Origin of the sequence: Duganella sp. LjRoot269, from assembly GCF_964254095.1 — a bacterium.
Lineage (GTDB): Bacteria > Pseudomonadota > Gammaproteobacteria > Burkholderiales > Burkholderiaceae_D > Rugamonas > Rugamonas hordei.
Window position 1 is genome coordinate 1,662,738 of the sequence record NZ_CAXUSL020000001.1, and the last position, 16,451, is coordinate 1,679,188.

Below are 16,451 nucleotides of genomic sequence, written 5' to 3' on the forward strand. Positions count from 1 at the left end.
TGGCATCACGCGAAGTATGGATCCCCGCTTTCGCGGGGATGACGTTCTCCAAGCACTAGCCAGGAAATCGTATGATGATCGAATCTCTCAAATACATGCCCCAGCCGAAGGAAGCCAACGCCACGCTGGCGGAGCACTTCACCGACCTGGCGCCGGCGCTCAATGCGCGCCAGGCCGCGATTGAAAGCTCGCGCTGCCTGTATTGCTACGACGCGCCATGCACGCGCATCTGCCCATCGGATATCGACGTCGCCAGTTTCATCCGCAATATCCACGACGGCAACGTCAACGGCGCGGCCGTCGGCATCCTGAAGCAGAACATCCTGGGCGGCAGCTGCTCACGCGTCTGTCCAACCGAGATCCTGTGCGAGGACGCCTGCGTGCGCAATCACGATGCGGAAGGCCAGCCGGTGAAGATCGGCCTGCTGCAGCGCTACGCCATCGACAACATGACGATCAGCGAGCACCCGTTCAAGCGCGCCGCATCGACCGGCAAGAAGATCGCCGTCGTCGGCGCCGGGCCTGCGGGCCTGTCGTGCGCGCACCGCCTGGCGATGCTGGGCAACGACGTGGTGATCTACGAGGCCAAGGAGAAATCCGGCGGCCTCAATGAATACGGCATCGCCAAGTACAAGCTGACCGACAACTTCGCGCAGAAGGAAGTGGACTTCCTGCTGCAAATCGGCGGCATCGAGATCAAGCACGGCCAGGCACTCGGCGGCAATGTGCAGCTGAAGGATTTGCACGCGCAGTACGACGCCGTGTTCCTCGGCCTGGGCCTTGGCGCCAGCAAGCAGCTGGGCCTGACCGGTGAGGACGCGCCCGGCCTGCTGGCGGCCGTCGACTACATCGCCGCGCTGCGCCAGGCAGATGACCTGAGCAAGCTGCCGCTGCCCGCGCGCGCCATCGTCATCGGCGCCGGCAATACCGCCATCGACATGGCGGTACAGATCCAGCGCCTGGGCGCGGAAGAAGTCACGCTGGTGTACCGCCGTGGCTTCGACGCGATGAGTGCCACCGAACACGAACAACATATTGCGAAGGAAAACCAGGTCCGCATGCGCACCTGGGCCCAGCCGCAGCAAGTGCTGCTGGACGAAGCAGGCCGCGTGCGCGGCATGCGCTTCGAGAAAACCGCAATCACCAACGGCCGTCTGGCTGGCACCGGTGAGACTTTCGAGATCGCGGCCGACGCGATCTTCAAAGCCATCGGCCAGAGCATGGACGAAACGAGCATCAGTGATCCACTGGCGAAAACGCTGAAACGCGACGGCGACAAAATCCACGTCGATGATCAGTTCCGCACAGTCCTGCCGCGTATCTACGCCGGCGGCGATTGTGTGGCGCCCGGACAGGACCTGACCGTGCAGGCGGTACAGCACGGAAAACTGGCGGCGCACGCCATTCACCAAGACATCAACGGTATGAAGGAGGCTGCATAATGGCTGACCTGAGCATAGAATTCTGCGGCATCAAGTCCATCAATCCGTTCTGGCTGGCGTCCGCGCCGCCGACCGACAAGGCCTACAACGTGGTGCGCGCATTCGAAGCGGGATGGGGCGGCGTGGTGTGGAAAACGCTGGGCGAGGATCCGGCCGCCGTCAATGTGTCGTCGCGCTATTCGGCGCACTACGGCAAGAACCGCGAAGTCCTCGGCTTCAACAACATCGAGCTGATTACCGACCGTTCGCTGGCGATCAACCTTGAAGAGATCACGCAGGTCAAGAAGGACTGGCCGGACCGCGTCATCATCGTCTCGCTGATGCTGCCGTGCGAAGAAAAACTGTGGGCCGATATCCTGCCGCTGGTGGAAGCGACCGGCGCCGATGGCATCGAACTCAATTTCGGCTGCCCGCACGGCATGCCGGAGCGCGGCATGGGCGCCGCCGTGGGCCAGGTTCCCGAGTACGTGGAGATGGTCACGCGCTGGTGCAAGACGCACTCGAAGCTGCCGGTCATCGTCAAGCTGACGCCGAACATCACCGACGTGCGCGCCCCGGCGCGCGCCGCCAAGGCCGGCGGTGCGGACGCGGTTTCGCTGATCAACACCATCAACTCGATCACGCACCTGGACCTGGACCAGATGGTGGCCTTCCCCATCGTCGGCGGCGCCAGCACCCACGGCGGCTATTGCGGTTCGGCGGTCAAGCCGATCGCACTGAACATGGTGGCCGAGATCGCACGCGATCCGCAGACCAAGGGCCTGCCAATTTCCGGCATCGGCGGCATCGGCAACTGGCGCGATGCGGCGGAATTCATGGCGCTGGGTTCGGGCTGCGTGCAGGTGTGCACCGCCGCCATGCTGCACGGCTTCCGCATCGTCGAAGAGATGAAGGACGGCCTGTCGCGCTGGATGGACGAGAAGGGCTACAAGAGTATCAGCGAATTCGTCGGCAAGGCTGTGCCGAATACGACGGACTGGAAATACCTGAACATGAACTACCAGGTGATCGCGCAGATCAACCAGGACGACTGCATCAAGTGCGGCCGCTGTTACGTGGCATGCGAAGATACCTCGCACCAGTCGATCGCGCAGCTGATCGACGCCGCCACCGGCACGCGCACGTATGAAGTCATCAAGGAAGAGTGCGTTGGGTGTAACCTGTGCGAGATCACTTGTCCGGTGCAGGGCTGCATCACGATGGTGCCGCAGGATACCGGCAAGCCATACATGAACTGGACGCAGGACCCGCGCAACCCGCGCGCGGAAAACGTGAAGGCAACCGAAACGGCATAGACATCTCGGGTACGGAACTTGCAGCGATAGAAGGATACATCAACCTTTGGAGAAAGCCCCGTGAGCAAAGAACTCTCTGGCAGCACGCAACTCTGGAACGAAGACCTGGCCCCAACCACGGCGGCGCAGCGTACCTGGCGCTGGTATCACTTCGCCGCGCTGTGGGTCGGCATGGTGATGTGCATTCCGGCCTACACGCTGTCCGCCAGTTTGATCGAGGGCGGCATGTCCGGCTACCAGGCGGTGCTCACGGTGTTCTTCGCGAACGCGATCGTGCTGCTGCCGATGCTCTTGATCGGCCACGCCGGCACCAAGTACGGCATCCCATACGCGGTACTGGCGCGTTCTTCGTTCGGTACATCGGGCGCGCGCTTGCCCGCGCTGATGCGCGCCATCGTCGCCTGCGGCTGGTACGGCATCCAGACCTGGTTCGGCGGGCAGATGATCTACACGCTGCTGGGCGTTCTGATGGGCGGTGAAATCGGCGGCGAGAAAATCGCAGGCCTGGGCATCAACGGCGGACAGCTGCTGTGCTTCCTGGCCTTCTGGGGCATCCAGTTCTGGTACATCGTGCACGGCATGGACGCGATCCGCAAGCTGGAAACCTACACCGCGCCGCTGAAGATATTGATCTGCTTTGTGCTGCTGGGATGGGTCTACAACAAGGCCGGCGGTTTCGGCGACCTGCTGTCGGCGCCTTCGCAGTTCGTCGAGGGTGGCAAGAAGGCGGGCCAGTTCTGGTCCGTGTTCTGGCCTTCGCTGACGGCGATGGTCGGCTTCTGGGCCACGCTGGCGCTGAATATTCCCGACTTCACCCGCTTCGCCAAATCGCAGCGCGACCAGGTCATCGGCCAGTCGGTCGGCTTGCCGGTGCCTATGGGCCTGCTGGCGATGATGGCGGTGATCGTCACTTCGGCAACGGTGGTCTTGTACGGCAAGGCGATCTGGGATCCAGTCGACCTGTCCAGCCGCATGACCGGCGCCGCCGTGCTGATCGCATTGGTGATCCTGTTGATCGACACCGTCTCCGTCAACCTGGCCGCCAACCTGGTCGGCCCGGCCTACGATTTCTCGTCACTGGCGCCCAAGCATATTTCGTATAAGGTCGGCGGCTACATCACGGCCGGCATCGCGATCCTGATGATGCCCTGGAAGATACTGGAATCCACGCAGGGCTATATCTTCACCTGGCTGATCGGCTATTCCGCGCTGCTGGGGCCCATCGCCGGCATCCTGATTGTCGACTACTACCTGGTGCGCAAGACCGAGTTGAACGTCGGCGAGCTGTATCGCGAAGACGGCCAGTACTCGTACGGCAAGGGCTGGAACATGGCCGCGCTGGTGGCGTTCGTGATCGGCGTGCTGCCCAACATACCCGGCTTCCTCAATGCCGCATTCCCGGCTTCCTTCCCCGACGTGGGGGCCGGATTCAAGACGATTTATACCTACGCCTGGTTTGTCGGAATCGCTATTTCGGCATTGGTGTATGGGGTTATGATGAAGGGTAAAGCCGTGCCCGCGATACGGGCGCCGGCCCACCCCTAAAAGATTCAGGAGATGTCCATGTCAACTATCATTCGCGGCGGTACCGTCGTCAACGCCGACCGCGCCTTCAAGGCCGATGTGCTGTGCTACGGCGACAAGATCATCGCCGTGGGCGAAGGCCTGGACGCCCCGCCTTCGGCCAAGGTGATCGACGCCAGCGGGCAGTACGTGATGCCCGGCGGGATAGACCCGCATACGCACATGAATTTGCCGTTCATGGGCACCGTCACGCAGGATGATTTCTACACCGGTACCGCCGCAGGGCTGGCCGGCGGCACCACCACCATCATCGACTTCGTCATCCCCGCGCCGAAGCAGAACCTGATCGAGGCCTACCACCAGTGGCGCGGCTGGGCCAAGAAGGCCGCCGGCGATTACAGCTTCCACGTGGCGATCACGTGGTGGGACGAGACCGTGCACCGCGACATGGAGATCCTGGTGCGGGATCACGGCGTCAACAGCTTCAAGCACTTCATGGCGTACAAGAACGCCATCATGGCCGATGATGAAACGCTGGTGAAGAGCTTCCGCCGCTGCCTGGAACTGGGCGCGATGCCGACCGTGCATGCGGAAAACGGCGAGCTGGTATTCCAGCTGCAGCAGGATCTGCTCAAACGCGGCTTGACGGGACCGAGCTCGCATCCGCTGTCGCGGCCGCCGGAAGTGGAGGCGGAGGCCGCAAACCGCGCCATCGCGATTGCCAACGTGATGAACACGCCGGTCTATATCGTCCACGTCTCCTGCGCCGAATCGCTGGAAGCTATCACCCGCGCGCGAGCCCACGGGCAGCGCGTGTACGGTGAAGCGCTGGCCGGCCACCTGGTCATCGACGACAGCGTGTATCACAGCGACGATCTCGAATATGCGGCTGCCCACGTGATGAGCCCACCGTTCCGCAGCAAGCACCACCAGGCCGCGTTGTGGCAAGGGCTGGTGGGGGGCAACCTGCATACCACGGCGACCGATCACTGTACCTTCTGCGCCGAGCAAAAGGCCGCCGGCAAGGATGATTTCACCAGGATCCCCAACGGTTGCGGCGGGGTGGAGGATCGCATGTCGGTGGTGTGGGACGCGGGCGTCAACACCGGCCTGTTGACGCCGTCGGAGTTCGTCAAGGTCACATCGACCAACACCGCGCAGATTTTCAATATGTATCCACGCAAGGGCGTGATCGCAGTCGGCGCCGATGCCGACATCGTCGTCTGGGATCCGGAAGGAACCCGCACCATTTCGTCGCTGACGCAGTTCGCCAAGGGCGGCTTCAACGTCTTCGAAGGCCGCACCGTGCGCGGGATTCCGAGCACCACGCTGGCCGCCGGCAACGTCGTGTTCCATCGCGGCGTGCTGATGGCGGTGGAGGGCGCGGGCCGCCACATCGACCGCCCGGCATTCAAGCCGACGTCGGCGCGCTAACCATACCAACCGTCATTCCCGCGAAAGCGGGAATCCATAGGCCATCACCAGGGCGGCGAAGTATGGATTCCCGCCTGCGCGGGAATGACGGATTTAACGGAGATTTGATTATGAGCGACATGCGTATTAATGGCGACCGCCTGTGGGCGGCGTTGATGGAACTGGCCCGGATCGGCGCAACGCCCAAGGGCGGCGTCAAGCGACTGGCGCTGACGGACCTGGACAAGCAGGGCCGCGACCTGGTGGTCGGCTGGGCGAAGGACGCCGGCATGTCGGTCACCATCGACCAGATCGGCAACGTGTTCATGCGCCGCGACGGCACCAACAACGCGCTGCCGCCGGTGATGACCGGCAGCCATATCGACACCCAGCCCACCGGCGGCAAATTCGACGGCAACTACGGCGTGCTGGCGGGCCTGGAAGTCGTGCGCACGCTGAACGATCTGAAGATCAAGACCGAGGCGCCGATTGAAGTGGCCTTCTGGACCAACGAGGAAGGCTCGCGTTTCGTGCCGGTGATGATGGGGTCCGGCGTATTTTGCGGCGCCTTCAGCCTGGAGACGGCCTACGCCGCCAAGGACACCGAGGGCAAGTCCGTCGGCGAGGAACTGGCGCGCATCGGCTACAAGGGCGACCAGGTGCCGGGCGATCATCCTATCGGCGCCTACTTCGAAACCCATATCGAACAGGGCCCCGTGCTTGAAGACGCCGACAAGGTGATCGGCGTGGTGCCGGCGGTGATGGGCCTGTCCTGGTACGACTGCGTGGTCACCGGCATGGAGGCGCACGCTGGCCCGACGCCGATGGGCCTGCGCAAGGATGCGCTGCAGGTGTCGACCAGGATCATGCAGGAAGTGGTGGCCATCGCCAACCGCTACCCGCCGTATGGACGCGGCACGGTAGGCATGGTGCAGGTATTCCCGAACAGCCGCAACGTGATCCCTGGCGAAGTCAAATTCAGCATCGACCTGCGCAACGTGAACGACGAGCTGCTCAACACCATGCACGAAGAGATGCTGGCCTTTATCGACAAGACCCGCGTCGAGACAGGGTTGAAGATTTCGATCGAGCGCGTGTCCTACTATCCGCCATGCCCCTTCCATCCGGAGTGCGTGGATGCGGTGCGCAACGCCACCGCCAAGATGGGATATTCGACGATGGACGTGGTCTCCGGCGCAGGTCACGACGCGATCTACGCCGCCCGCCTGGCACCGGCGGGAATGATCTTCGTGCCCTGCAAGGACGGCATCAGCCACAATGAAATCGAGGATGCCAAATCCGAGCATCTGGAAGCCGGCTGCAACGTCCTGTTGCACGCCATGCTGGAGCGCGCGCGCATCGTCTGATTTGCTGCCTCGGCCAGCCGGTGTGGCGCCTGAATGTGATAGGCTAACAACCTATACATCACGCCGCACCGGCTACCAACATGCAAGGACCACCAAAATCGCACGCGGCGGCACTGGAGACGGCCTGCCTGACAGCGACCCTCGAAAGTATCACCGATGCGGTGCTGATGCTCGACGGCAGCTGGAATATCCGCTACATGAACGGCAACGCCGAGCGTTTGCTGCAGGTGCAGCGTGCCGACGTGATGGGGAAGAACGTTTGGTCGGTGTTCCCCGAGGCGGTTGGCGGGCCTTATTACCTTGCCTATCACCGGGCGGTGGAAACCAACAGCGTCGTGTCGTTCGAGGAGCACTACGCGCCGCTCAACCTGTGGACCGAAATACGCGCCTATCCGTCGGAAGAGGGCGTGACGATCTACTTCCGCGACATCAGCGAGCGCAAGGCCATCGAGGCCGAGATTCACAACCTGGCCTTCTACGACAAACTCACGGGACTGCCGAATCGCCAGCTGCTGCTGGAGCGGATCGGCCATGCGCTGTCGCTGTCCCGGCCCGGCGCGATCCTGTTCATCGACCTGGATAACTTCAAGACCATCAACGATACCCGGGGCCACGACAAGGGCGACATATTACTGCGGCTCGCTGGCGAGCGTATCAGCACGGCGGTGCGCAGCGACGACACGGTGGCCCGCTTTGGCGGCGATGAATTCGTCGTGTTGCTGGAGGACCTGGGCGATACGCCGGAAGATGTCGCGACTGCGGCGTATGGCCTTGCCGCCAATGTTGTCCGCGCCTTTTGCGACCCGTTCGATATCGCCGGCGTGGAGCACTACAGCACTCCGAGCATCGGCGTCACGGTCTTCGACCATGAAGCCAACGGTGTGGACGACCTGCTCCAGCGTGCCGACCTGGCCATGTACCAGGCCAAGGCCGCCGGCCGCAATACCGTGTCCCTGTTCGACCCCGCCATGCAAATCCGCGTCAACGCGCGCGCAACGCTGGAAGCCGACATGCGGCGCGCCGTGCAGAATGATGAATTCATGCTCCACTATCAGCCGCTGATGGGCGTCGATGGACGCATGGTCGGCGCCGAGGCGCTGGTGCGCTGGAAGCATCCGCAGCGCGGACTGGTGCCGCCGTGCGAGTTCATTCCGGTGGCGGAGGAGTCCAACCTGATCTTGCCGCTGGGCCGCTGGGTCATGCGGGAAGCCTGCCGCCAGCTGGCGCTCTGGAGTCGAGACCCGCATTCTTCGACGCTGGAGATGGCGGTCAATGTCAGCGCAACGCAGTTTCACCGCCCCGACTTTGTCGAACAGGTGCTGGCGGCGCTGGCCGAGACGGGCGCGAACCCGTCGCACCTGCGGCTGGAGCTCACCGAGAGCCTGCTGCTCAAGGACGTGGAGGGCACGGTGTCGAAGATGCAGCGGCTGCGCGATGCGGGCGTCAGCTTCGCGCTGGACGATTTTGGCACCGGCTACTCGTCGCTCTCCTATCTGCACCGGCTGCCGCTGGATCAGTTGAAGATAGACCGTTCCTTCATCTGGGGCGCTTTCAAGGAAGGCAGCGGCGCGGAGATCGTGCGCATCATCGTCGCGCTGGGCAAGGCGTTGAATATGTCGGTGCTGGCCGAGGGCGTGGAGACGCAGGAGCAACTGGCCTTCGTGGCCGCCGAAGGATGCCAGTACTACCAGGGCTATTTGTTCAGCAAGCCGCTGCCGGCGGCGGAGCTGGCGACACTCATCTCGCATCTGCCGGATTGATGTTTTCAGACCCCCAGCAAGCCTACCTCGATGGCAATCACCGCATGGCCGCCGGCGACCTGGCCGGAGCGGAGGACAGCTTCATGCAGGCCTTGCTGCTGGAGCCGTTGCACGGCGCGGCCCGCGCCAATCTTGGCTACCTGAAGGAACGGCAGGGCGCGCTGGCGGAAGCGGAGTTCCACTATCTGCAGGCGATAGCGCTGATGCCCGATCACGCGCAGCTGTATCAGAATCTTGGCGTGCTGCTGCTGAAGACCAGGCGTTTCGGCGATTCTGAGGCGGCGATGCGCACGGCTGTCGAGTTGGAGCCGGAGTCGCCGTCCGCGTGGAGCCAGCTGGGCGTTCTGCTGGTTTGCGTGAAGCGAGAACGGGAGGCGGAGCAGTGTTATCTGCGGGCGCTGTCGCTGGACCCAGGCCATGCGCGGGCGGGCTTCAATCTGGCCTATGTGCTGCTGCGCCAGGGACGCTTTGCCGAAGGCTGGCCGTTGCTGGAGGCGCGCTGGCAATTCGATGACCTGGCCCATGCCTTCCATTGTCCGCGCTGGAACGGCGAGCCGCTGCAAGGAAAAACGCTGGTGATCGCGCTGGAAGCGGGGCAGGGCGACATGATCCAGTTTTGCCGTTACGCCGCGCTGCTGAAGGCGCGCGGTGCCGCGCGGATCGCGGTGGTCTGCCATCCGGCGTTGCGGCGCTTGTTCACGACGCTGGCGGGCGTCGATGAGGTGTATGCGGTCGACGGCATCGTACCGGCCGAGGGCTGGGACTACTGGACGCATCCCATGCGCTTGCCGGGATTGTTCGGCACCGGTCTTGCCAGCATCCCGTCGTCGGTGCCCTATCTCGCGGCGGAGCCGGAACTGGTGAGGCATTGGCACGGCCTTTTGCCGCGGCAGGGCTTGCGCGTTGGCCTGGCATGGAAAGGCAATCCGGACTTCGAGAACGACGCGGATCGCTCGCTGCCCTCGTTGCTGACCCTGGCGCCGCTGGGCGGCGTGCCGGCGCATTTCGTCAGTCTGCAAAAAGGAGCGGGAGAAGAGGAGGCGCCGCCCGCCGGCATGACGCTGCACGCCATCGGTCCGCAACTGCGCGATTTTGCCGACACGGCGGCTGTCATCGCCAATCTGGACCTGGTGATCAGCGTCGACACTGCCGTCGCCCATCTGGGCGGCGCGCTGGGCAAGCCTTGCTGGCTGCTGCTGCCCGACTACCGGTGCGACTGGCGCTGGATGACGGAGCGTGACGATACGCCGTGGTATCCGTCGATGCGCCTGTTCCGCCAATCCCGCGCTGGCGATTGGACGCCGGTGATCGACGCCGTCAGGCGGGCACTGTCGGCTTTCCTGACAAGCGGTGCCGTGGCGGCGGCATCTGGTAGTGCAAGCCCCTGATTTCATTGGGCCGTATTCCGGGGCACAGTTTGTGCATCGCGCCTGAATGGACGGCAATCCCGCTGGCCATTGACCAGGGAGACGCGACATGAACATCCATTCCAACATCCGGCGCGGCTGTGCGCTTGGCGCACTGCTTGCCGCGATGGCGGCGGCGTTGCCGGCATCGGCCGCGCCGTTCTTTTTCAGCACCGGCACGCCGGACGGCCTGATGGCCAGCGCGACACGGCCCGGTGCCGGCGGAAAAATAGAAATCGAAGCGGCGGACGATTTCATCCTGCCCTCGGAAACGCGGATCAACACCGCCACCTTCACCGGCTTGCTGACCGGCGGCGCCAGCGCCGCCAATATCGGCCAGGTGGTGGCGGAAATCTACCGGGTGTTTCCCAAGGATTCGACCAATCCCCCTCGGGCCGGGTGCCGACCCGCGTCAATTCGCCTTCCGACGTGGCCTTCGACAGTCGCGACAGCGCTGGCGGCGGCCTGACCTTCAACATCACCACGCTGGGCACCTTCACCGCCGCCAACAGCGTACTCAATGGCATCAACCCGATACCCAACCAGACCACCGGCGGCGACGGTGCGGTCACTGGCACCGAAGTCACTATCACCGTCAACTTCGGCACGCCATTCGATCTGCCGGCGGACCATTACTTCTTCGTGCCGCAGGTGGAAGTGACTGGCGGGGAGTTCTACTGGCTGTCCGCGCCGCGTCCCATCGCGGGTGGTTCCGGGCCGTTCGCCCCGGATCTGCAAAGCTGGATACGCAACGAGCCGCTGGCCCCTGACTGGCTGCGGGTGGGAACGGACATCGTCGGCGCGGGCACCTTCAACAATTCGTTCGCGCTGATCGGCGAGGTGCCCGAACCGGGCAGCATCGCGCTGCTGCTGGCCGGCGTGCTGCCGTTGGCGCTGGCGCGGCGCCGGCGCGCCGCGGCTCAGGCGTAATTGCGCAGGAAATCGAGCAGTACTCTTGCGGCGATGTCGGCGTCGTCGGCCGTCATCGTCTCCAGCGGATTGTGGCTGATGCCGCCGTTGCCGCAGCGGGTGAACAGCATCGCCACGTCGGTGATGGCGGCCATCGCCATCGCATCATGGCCGGCGCCGGACAGCAGGTCGAAGCGCGGCAGGCCGGCGCGTTCGACGGCGGCGCCGAACTGCCGCATCAAGCGTGGCGCGCAGGGCGCGGCCGAGGCATCGACGATTTGCTGCAGGCTGAAATCCACCTGGCGCCGCGCGCAGATGGCGGCGATGCCGTCCAGTACATCCTTCACCGCCGCCAGCCGCACCGCATCGTCGGCGGCGCGGATATCCAGCGACAGCTTGCACGCGCCAGGTATCACGTTGACCGAGCCGCCGGGTACCTGCAATTGGCCCACCGTGCCGACCAGCGATGCCCCTTGCCCACAGCGTCGCTCAACCAGCAGCACGATCTCCGCCGCCGCGGCAGCGGCGTCCTTGCGCATCGTCATCGGCGTGGTGCCGGCATGGCTGGCCAGGCCGGTCAGCTCGACCAGGTAGCGCGAGCTGCCGGCGATCGCCGTCACCACGCCCAGCGCCAGGTCGCGCTCCAGCAGCACCGGCCCTTGTTCGATATGGACTTCGACAAAGCCGAGCAGTTCGGCCGGATCGCGGGCGATGGCCGGAATACGCGTCACATCATGGCCGGCGGCCAGCAGGGCGTCGCGCATGGTGACGCCGTCGGCGTCGGTCTGGTCCAGCAGCGACAGGTCGAAGCGGCCTGTTACCGCGTTACTGCCGAGGAAAGTGCTCTTGAAGCGCACGCCTTCTTCCTCCGCGAAACCGACGATCTCGAAGTGGAAAGGCAGCTTCTCGCCGCGCTGGTGCAGATGGCGCACGATGGCGATCGGCAGCAGAATGCCGAGGCGGCCGTCGTACTTGCCGCCGTTGCGCACGGTGTCGTAGTGGGAGCCGGTCATCAACGTCTTCGCTCCCGGCGCGTCCGAGCGGTAGACGCCGACCACGTTGCCGACGGCGTCGATGTGCGCGTCCATGCCGGCTTCGCGCATCCAGTCCGTCAGCTGCGCGGCGGTCCTGCGGTGCGCGGGCGTCATGTAGGCGCAGGTCAGGTCGAAGTCCGTGTCCGCGCCGTTGTCCACGTCGCTCCATGCGCCTAGGGTTTCGCACCACTGCATGATGGCCGGGCCGAAGTCCAGCGCGACGCCGAGCAGATCGTTCAACCGCAGCTCGGCGATGCGCTTGATCTGGCGGAGGCATTCGGCGATTTCGTCGGCGCGCTGGTTCTTCAGGCGGCGCGTGAAAGTGGCGATGATCGCGCGGCGCGTCAGCCCCTGTCCATCCGGACCTTTGACGGCGAGGATGAAGGGAAATCCGAATTTGTCGTTGTAGTCTTGGTTGAGCCGATGCAGCGTGGCGAATTCCTCGGCGCTGCACAGATGCAGGCCGGACCTGGCCTGCTCGCTGGTCGATTCCGCCGTCAGCTGTCCGGCCACGGCGGCCTTGCCCGCCAGCTCGGGGTGCGCGCGGATCAGGCCCAGTTGCTCATCCAGCGATGCGGCGCTGACCACGCCCTGCAAGGCCAGCTTGAGCGCCGTGATATTGACGAACGGCCGCTGCGCCGCCGCCCGTTCCGGTATCCATGGCGAATGCTCGTAGATACCTCGAAGGCGCTCGATGAAGGTGGCTGCGTCACAACTGTTTAATTCTGAAAGTGTCGTCATGGATAGGTGGTATCCGTTGCGGTTTATATGGGCGGCCTACTTCCCCAGCGCCTTGGCCGCGGTGGACACCTGCTCGCGCAGCCACTTGTGTTCCGGCGCCTGATGCACGCGTTCATGCCACAGCTGGTAGAAGCGCATCGGCGGAAACTTGACCGGCACCGTGAATGTCTTGAGCGGCATGTTGCGTTCGTAGTAGCGGACGAACTGGCGGCCGGTGGTTAGCACCAGGTCCGTCTGCGTCAGCATGTAGGGGATCAGGCCGAAGTAGGCCGATTCCACCGCGACGTTGCGCTGCAGGCCCTGGCGTTCGAGGAAATCGTCGATGACGCCGTGATAGCCGGGCAGTATCTGCGTCGGCGCCACGTGGGGCAGCGACAGGTAGTCGTTGAGCGTCATGTCCTCGCTGCCGGTGCGCAGCGCATACGGGCAGTCGGAGCGCATCACGCAGATGATCGGGTCCTCGAACAGCTTGGACATGTGCAGGTGCTCGGGCGGTTCGTCCCAGTTGGCGATGACCAGGTCCATCTCGCCGTCCGACAGCAGGCGCACGTAGTCCACGCCCGGTCCCAGGCCGTGGATCTTGACGCGGCTGTTGGGCGAACCGCGCCGCAGCAGCGCCACCAGGTTGGGCAGGAACTGGCTGTCCAGGTAATCCGGCGCGGCGATGTGGAAGGTGCGCGCTTCTTCCTGCGGCACGAACGGCGACTTTTTCAGGAACAGGTTCTCGGTGTCGTCGAGGATGCGCTTGGCGGGAATCAGCAGGCTCTCGCCGTGCTGGGTCGGCACCATGCCGCGCGCGCCGCGCACCAGCAGCGGATCGCCGGTCAGTTCGCGCAGCTTGCGCAGCGACGCGGAAATCGAGGGCTGCGGCTGATTCAGCTTGAGGGCGACGCGCGAGACGTTCTTCTCCACCAGCAGCAGGTAGAGAATGCGGATCAGGTGCAGGTCCAGGTGTTGCGGCAGGGCGGCCATATGCGTGTATTTCTGTACTTTGTTATACGGGATCGGATATGTTTAATATACTCCAATGTTCATGTAGCCGGAATCAAATCCGTTTATCTTCTGTAAATTAGCCACAGCCTTTACCTGAAAGTATCCATGGAATCATTCGCCTATCTGATCCCGTACGGCCTTGAGTGGCTCAATCTGATCGTGCGCTGGCTGCACATCATCACCGGCATCGCCTGGATAGGCGCCTCGTTCTACTTCGTCTGGCTGGATAATTCGATCCGCCCGCCGGCACCCGGCTCGGAGCTGGCGAAGAAGGGCGTGTCCGGCGAACTGTGGGCCGTGCACGGCGGCGGCTTCTACAACCCGCAAAAATACCTGGTGGCGCCGGCGGAACTGCCGAAGGAGCTGCACTGGTTCAAGTGGGAGGCATATTCCACCTGGCTGTCCGGCATCGCGCTGCTGACCATCGCCTACTACTTCAACGCGCAGGCGATGATGATCGACAAGTCGGTGGCCGACATCGGCAGCTGGCAGGCGATCGGCATCGGCGTCGGCACGCTGGTCGTCGGCTGGACCGTGTACGACCTGCTGTGCCGCTCGCCGCTGGGACAGCGCGACCTGTGGTTCGGCGTGGTGGTGTTCGCGCTGATCGTCGGCGCGGCCTACGGCCTGACCCATGTGCTGAGCGGCCGCGCGGCCTATATCCACGTCGGCGCGCTGATCGGCACCATCATGGTCGGCAATGTGCTGATGCTGATCATTCCCGGCCAGCGCAAGATGGTCGAGGCCATGTCGGCCGGTCGCATGCCCGATCCTATCCATGGCCAGAAAGCCAAGCAGCGCAGCGTCCACAATAACTACTTCACGCTGCCGGTGTTGTTCATTATGATCAGCAACCACTACGCGATGACCTACCGGAACGACCGCGCGTGGCTGGTGCTGGCCTTTATCATGGCGGCCGGCGTCTTCATCCGCCACTTCTTCAACCTGCGCCACAAGGGCCGCGTGGAATGGCGCTATCCGGCCATCGGCGTGGCGCTGCTGGCCGGCGTGGCCGTGGCGATCGCGCCGGCGCGCCCGGTGGCGGTCGCACCGGCCGCCGATCCGGCGGCGCAATTCGCCAAGGTGAAGACCATCATCGACCAGCGCTGCGTGGCATGCCACGCAGCGCACCCAACGCAGCCGGGCTTTGCGACCGCGCCGTCCGGCGTGATGTTGGAGACGCCGGAGCAGATCCACCAGAACGCGGAAAAAATCTACAAGCAGGCGGTCCAGCTGAAAGCCATGCCGCTGGCGAACCTGACCAACATCACCGACGCGGAACGGGCGCAGCTTGGCGCCTGGTTCGAAGCCGGCGCAAAGTGAGAGAAAAATAATGAGCACTCAAAAAGAACAACTGGCGCAGTGGATCGATGCGCATTTTGACGAGGAAGTCCGCGTGCTGCAGCAGTTGCTTGGCGTGCCGACCGATACGCCTCCAGGCAACAACGCGCCGCATGCGGATATGGTGGCCGACCTGGTCAAGGGCTACGGCTGGAACGCAGAGAAGCACGCGGTACCGGAGCAGGTGGTGCGCGATTACGGCATGGAGACCATCACCAACCTGATCGTGCGCCGCCCCTATGCGGCCGGCGGCCCGACCGTGGCGCTGAACGCCCACGGCGACGTGGTGCCTCCGGGCGATAACTGGACCTATCCGCCGTACGGCGGCGTGGTGGAGAACGGCTACATCTATGGCCGCGCCGCCGCCGTCTCCAAGTGCGACTTCGCCACCTACATCTTCGCCACGCGCGCGCTGGAGGCGCTCGGTGTACCGCTGAAGGGCGGCGTCGAGCTGCACTTCACCTACGACGAGGAATTCGGCGGCCTGCTCGGGCCGGGCTGGCTGCTGGAGCAAAAGCTGACCAAGCCCGATTTCGTCATCGCCGCAGGTTTCAGCTACAACATCGTCACCGCGCATAACGCCTGCCTGCAGCTGGAGATCACGGTGCACGGCAAGTCCGGCCACGGCGCGATGCCGGAAACCGGCCACGATGCGCTGCAAGCCGCCACCCACATATTGAACGCCATCTATGGCCAGCTGCCGGAGCTGAAAAAAATCAAATCGAACATCCCTGGCATTGACTCGCCGACCATGCTGGTGGGCCGCATCGACGGCGGCACCAACACCAACGTGGTGCCCGGCAAGGTGGTGCTGAAGATGGACCGCCGCATGATACCGGAAGAAGATCCGGTGGCGGTGGAGGCGCAGGTGCGCGAGTTGATCGAAGATTCGGTGAAGGGCCTGCCGGGCATCACGCTGGAGATCAAGCGCCTGCTGCTGTCGCACGCGTTGCGCGAACAGCCGGGCACTGAAAAGCTGGTGGCCAGCCTGCAGCAGAATGCGCAGACCTGGATCGGCGAGAAGATCCCGGCGCAAGGCACGCCGCTGTACGCGGACGCGCGCCTGTACGGCGAGCAGGGCATCCCGGCCGTGCTGTATGGCGCCGGTCCGCGCTCGGTGCCGGAATCGAACGCCAAGAAGGCCGACGAGCGCTTGCTGCTGGAAGACCTGCGCAAGGCGACCAAGGTGGTAGCATGCACGCTATTGGATTTCCTTGGAGAGTAGA

Annotated in this window: 13 protein-coding genes; 11 read left to right on the forward strand and 2 right to left on the reverse strand. The window is 64.1% G+C overall.

Annotated elements, in window-relative coordinates:
* Positions 1–71: 71 nt before the first annotated feature.
* The 9 genes from ACSQ3S_RS07365 to ACSQ3S_RS07405 all read left to right on the forward strand — a co-directional run bounded on the left by ACSQ3S_RS07365 (position 72) and on the right by ACSQ3S_RS07405 (position 11,137).
* Complete coding sequence (locus ACSQ3S_RS07365) at positions 72–1,442, forward strand: NAD(P)-dependent oxidoreductase (protein ID WP_218087959.1); 1,371 nt, start codon at positions 72–74, stop codon at positions 1,440–1,442.
* On the forward strand, positions 1,442–2,737 hold the full coding sequence (gene preA, locus ACSQ3S_RS07370) for an NAD-dependent dihydropyrimidine dehydrogenase subunit PreA (RefSeq protein WP_353399979.1): 1,296 nt from the start codon (positions 1,442–1,444) through the stop codon (positions 2,735–2,737). The genes ACSQ3S_RS07365 and preA overlap by 1 nt, the downstream gene beginning before the upstream one ends.
* Positions 2,738–2,797: 60 nt before the next feature.
* On the forward strand, positions 2,798–4,282 hold the full coding sequence (locus ACSQ3S_RS07375; RefSeq protein WP_436141987.1) for an NCS1 family nucleobase:cation symporter-1: 1,485 nt from the start codon (positions 2,798–2,800) through the stop codon (positions 4,280–4,282).
* Between the two features lie 18 nt (positions 4,283–4,300).
* Complete coding sequence (gene hydA / locus ACSQ3S_RS07380) at positions 4,301–5,695, forward strand: dihydropyrimidinase (RefSeq protein WP_176654554.1); 1,395 nt, start codon at positions 4,301–4,303, stop codon at positions 5,693–5,695.
* A 110-nt stretch (positions 5,696–5,805) separates the two neighbouring features.
* Complete coding sequence (locus ACSQ3S_RS07385; RefSeq protein WP_436141988.1) at positions 5,806–7,041, forward strand: Zn-dependent hydrolase; 1,236 nt, start codon at positions 5,806–5,808, stop codon at positions 7,039–7,041.
* 80 nt (positions 7,042–7,121) lie between these two features.
* Entirely contained in the window at positions 7,122–8,801 is a 1,680-nt protein-coding gene (locus tag ACSQ3S_RS07390) for a putative bifunctional diguanylate cyclase/phosphodiesterase (protein ID WP_436141989.1), read from the forward strand.
* Entirely contained in the window at positions 8,801–10,189 is a 1,389-nt protein-coding gene (locus ACSQ3S_RS07395; RefSeq protein WP_436141990.1) for a tetratricopeptide repeat protein, read from the forward strand. The genes ACSQ3S_RS07390 and ACSQ3S_RS07395 overlap by 1 nt, the downstream gene beginning before the upstream one ends.
* Before the next feature lie 88 nt (positions 10,190–10,277).
* Positions 10,278–10,676, forward strand: a complete 399-nt coding sequence (locus ACSQ3S_RS07400; protein WP_436141991.1) for a hypothetical protein — start codon at positions 10,278–10,280, stop codon at positions 10,674–10,676.
* Positions 10,637–11,137 (forward strand): PEP-CTERM sorting domain-containing protein, encoded by a 501-nt coding sequence (locus ACSQ3S_RS07405; protein ID WP_436141992.1) that lies wholly within the window; start codon positions 10,637–10,639, stop codon positions 11,135–11,137. The genes ACSQ3S_RS07400 and ACSQ3S_RS07405 overlap by 40 nt, the downstream gene beginning before the upstream one ends.
* Here ACSQ3S_RS07405 and ACSQ3S_RS07410 read toward each other — a convergent pair.
* Positions 11,128–12,891: an allantoate amidohydrolase gene (locus ACSQ3S_RS07410; RefSeq protein WP_436141993.1), complete on the reverse strand. Its 1,764-nt coding sequence runs from the start codon at positions 12,889–12,891 to the stop codon at positions 11,128–11,130. The genes ACSQ3S_RS07405 and ACSQ3S_RS07410 overlap by 10 nt on opposite strands.
* Before the next feature lie 36 nt (positions 12,892–12,927).
* The gene (locus ACSQ3S_RS07415; protein WP_176654549.1) at positions 12,928–13,863 is read right to left on the reverse strand and encodes a LysR substrate-binding domain-containing protein; all 936 of its coding nucleotides are present in this window, start codon (positions 13,861–13,863) and stop codon (positions 12,928–12,930) included.
* A 126-nt stretch (positions 13,864–13,989) separates the two neighbouring features.
* Between ACSQ3S_RS07415 and ACSQ3S_RS07420 the strand changes: the two genes are divergently transcribed.
* A complete protein-coding gene (locus ACSQ3S_RS07420; RefSeq protein WP_413446978.1) occupies positions 13,990–15,207 on the forward strand; it encodes a urate hydroxylase PuuD in 1,218 nt (405 codons plus the stop codon).
* Positions 15,208–15,217: 10 nt separating this feature from the next.
* Positions 15,218–16,450, forward strand: a complete 1,233-nt coding sequence (locus tag ACSQ3S_RS07425; protein WP_436141994.1) for a M20/M25/M40 family metallo-hydrolase — start codon at positions 15,218–15,220, stop codon at positions 16,448–16,450.
* Position 16,451: the final 1 nt, after the last annotated feature.

Bases quoted from the DNA above. Each gene is read 5' to 3' on its own strand.
- ACSQ3S_RS07365 (WP_218087959.1), top strand. From the start codon at position 72: ATGATGATCGAATCTCTCAAATACATGCCCCAGCCGAAGGAAGCCAAC.
- preA (WP_353399979.1), top strand. From the start codon at position 1,442: ATGGCTGACCTGAGCATAGAATTCTGCGGCATCAAGTCCATCAATCCG.
- hydA (WP_176654554.1), top strand. From the start codon at position 4,301: ATGTCAACTATCATTCGCGGCGGTACCGTCGTCAACGCCGACCGCGCC.
- ACSQ3S_RS07385 (WP_436141988.1), top strand. From the start codon at position 5,806: ATGAGCGACATGCGTATTAATGGCGACCGCCTGTGGGCGGCGTTGATG.
- ACSQ3S_RS07390 (WP_436141989.1), top strand. From the start codon at position 7,122: ATGCAAGGACCACCAAAATCGCACGCGGCGGCACTGGAGACGGCCTGC.
- ACSQ3S_RS07395 (WP_436141990.1), top strand. From the start codon at position 8,801: ATGTTTTCAGACCCCCAGCAAGCCTACCTCGATGGCAATCACCGCATG.
- ACSQ3S_RS07400 (WP_436141991.1), top strand. From the start codon at position 10,278: ATGAACATCCATTCCAACATCCGGCGCGGCTGTGCGCTTGGCGCACTG.
- ACSQ3S_RS07410 (WP_436141993.1), bottom strand. From the start codon at position 12,891: ATGACGACACTTTCAGAATTAAACAGTTGTGACGCAGCCACCTTCATC.
- ACSQ3S_RS07415 (WP_176654549.1), bottom strand. From the start codon at position 13,863: ATGGCCGCCCTGCCGCAACACCTGGACCTGCACCTGATCCGCATTCTC.
- ACSQ3S_RS07420 (WP_413446978.1), top strand. From the start codon at position 13,990: ATGGAATCATTCGCCTATCTGATCCCGTACGGCCTTGAGTGGCTCAAT.
- ACSQ3S_RS07425 (WP_436141994.1), top strand. From the start codon at position 15,218: ATGAGCACTCAAAAAGAACAACTGGCGCAGTGGATCGATGCGCATTTT.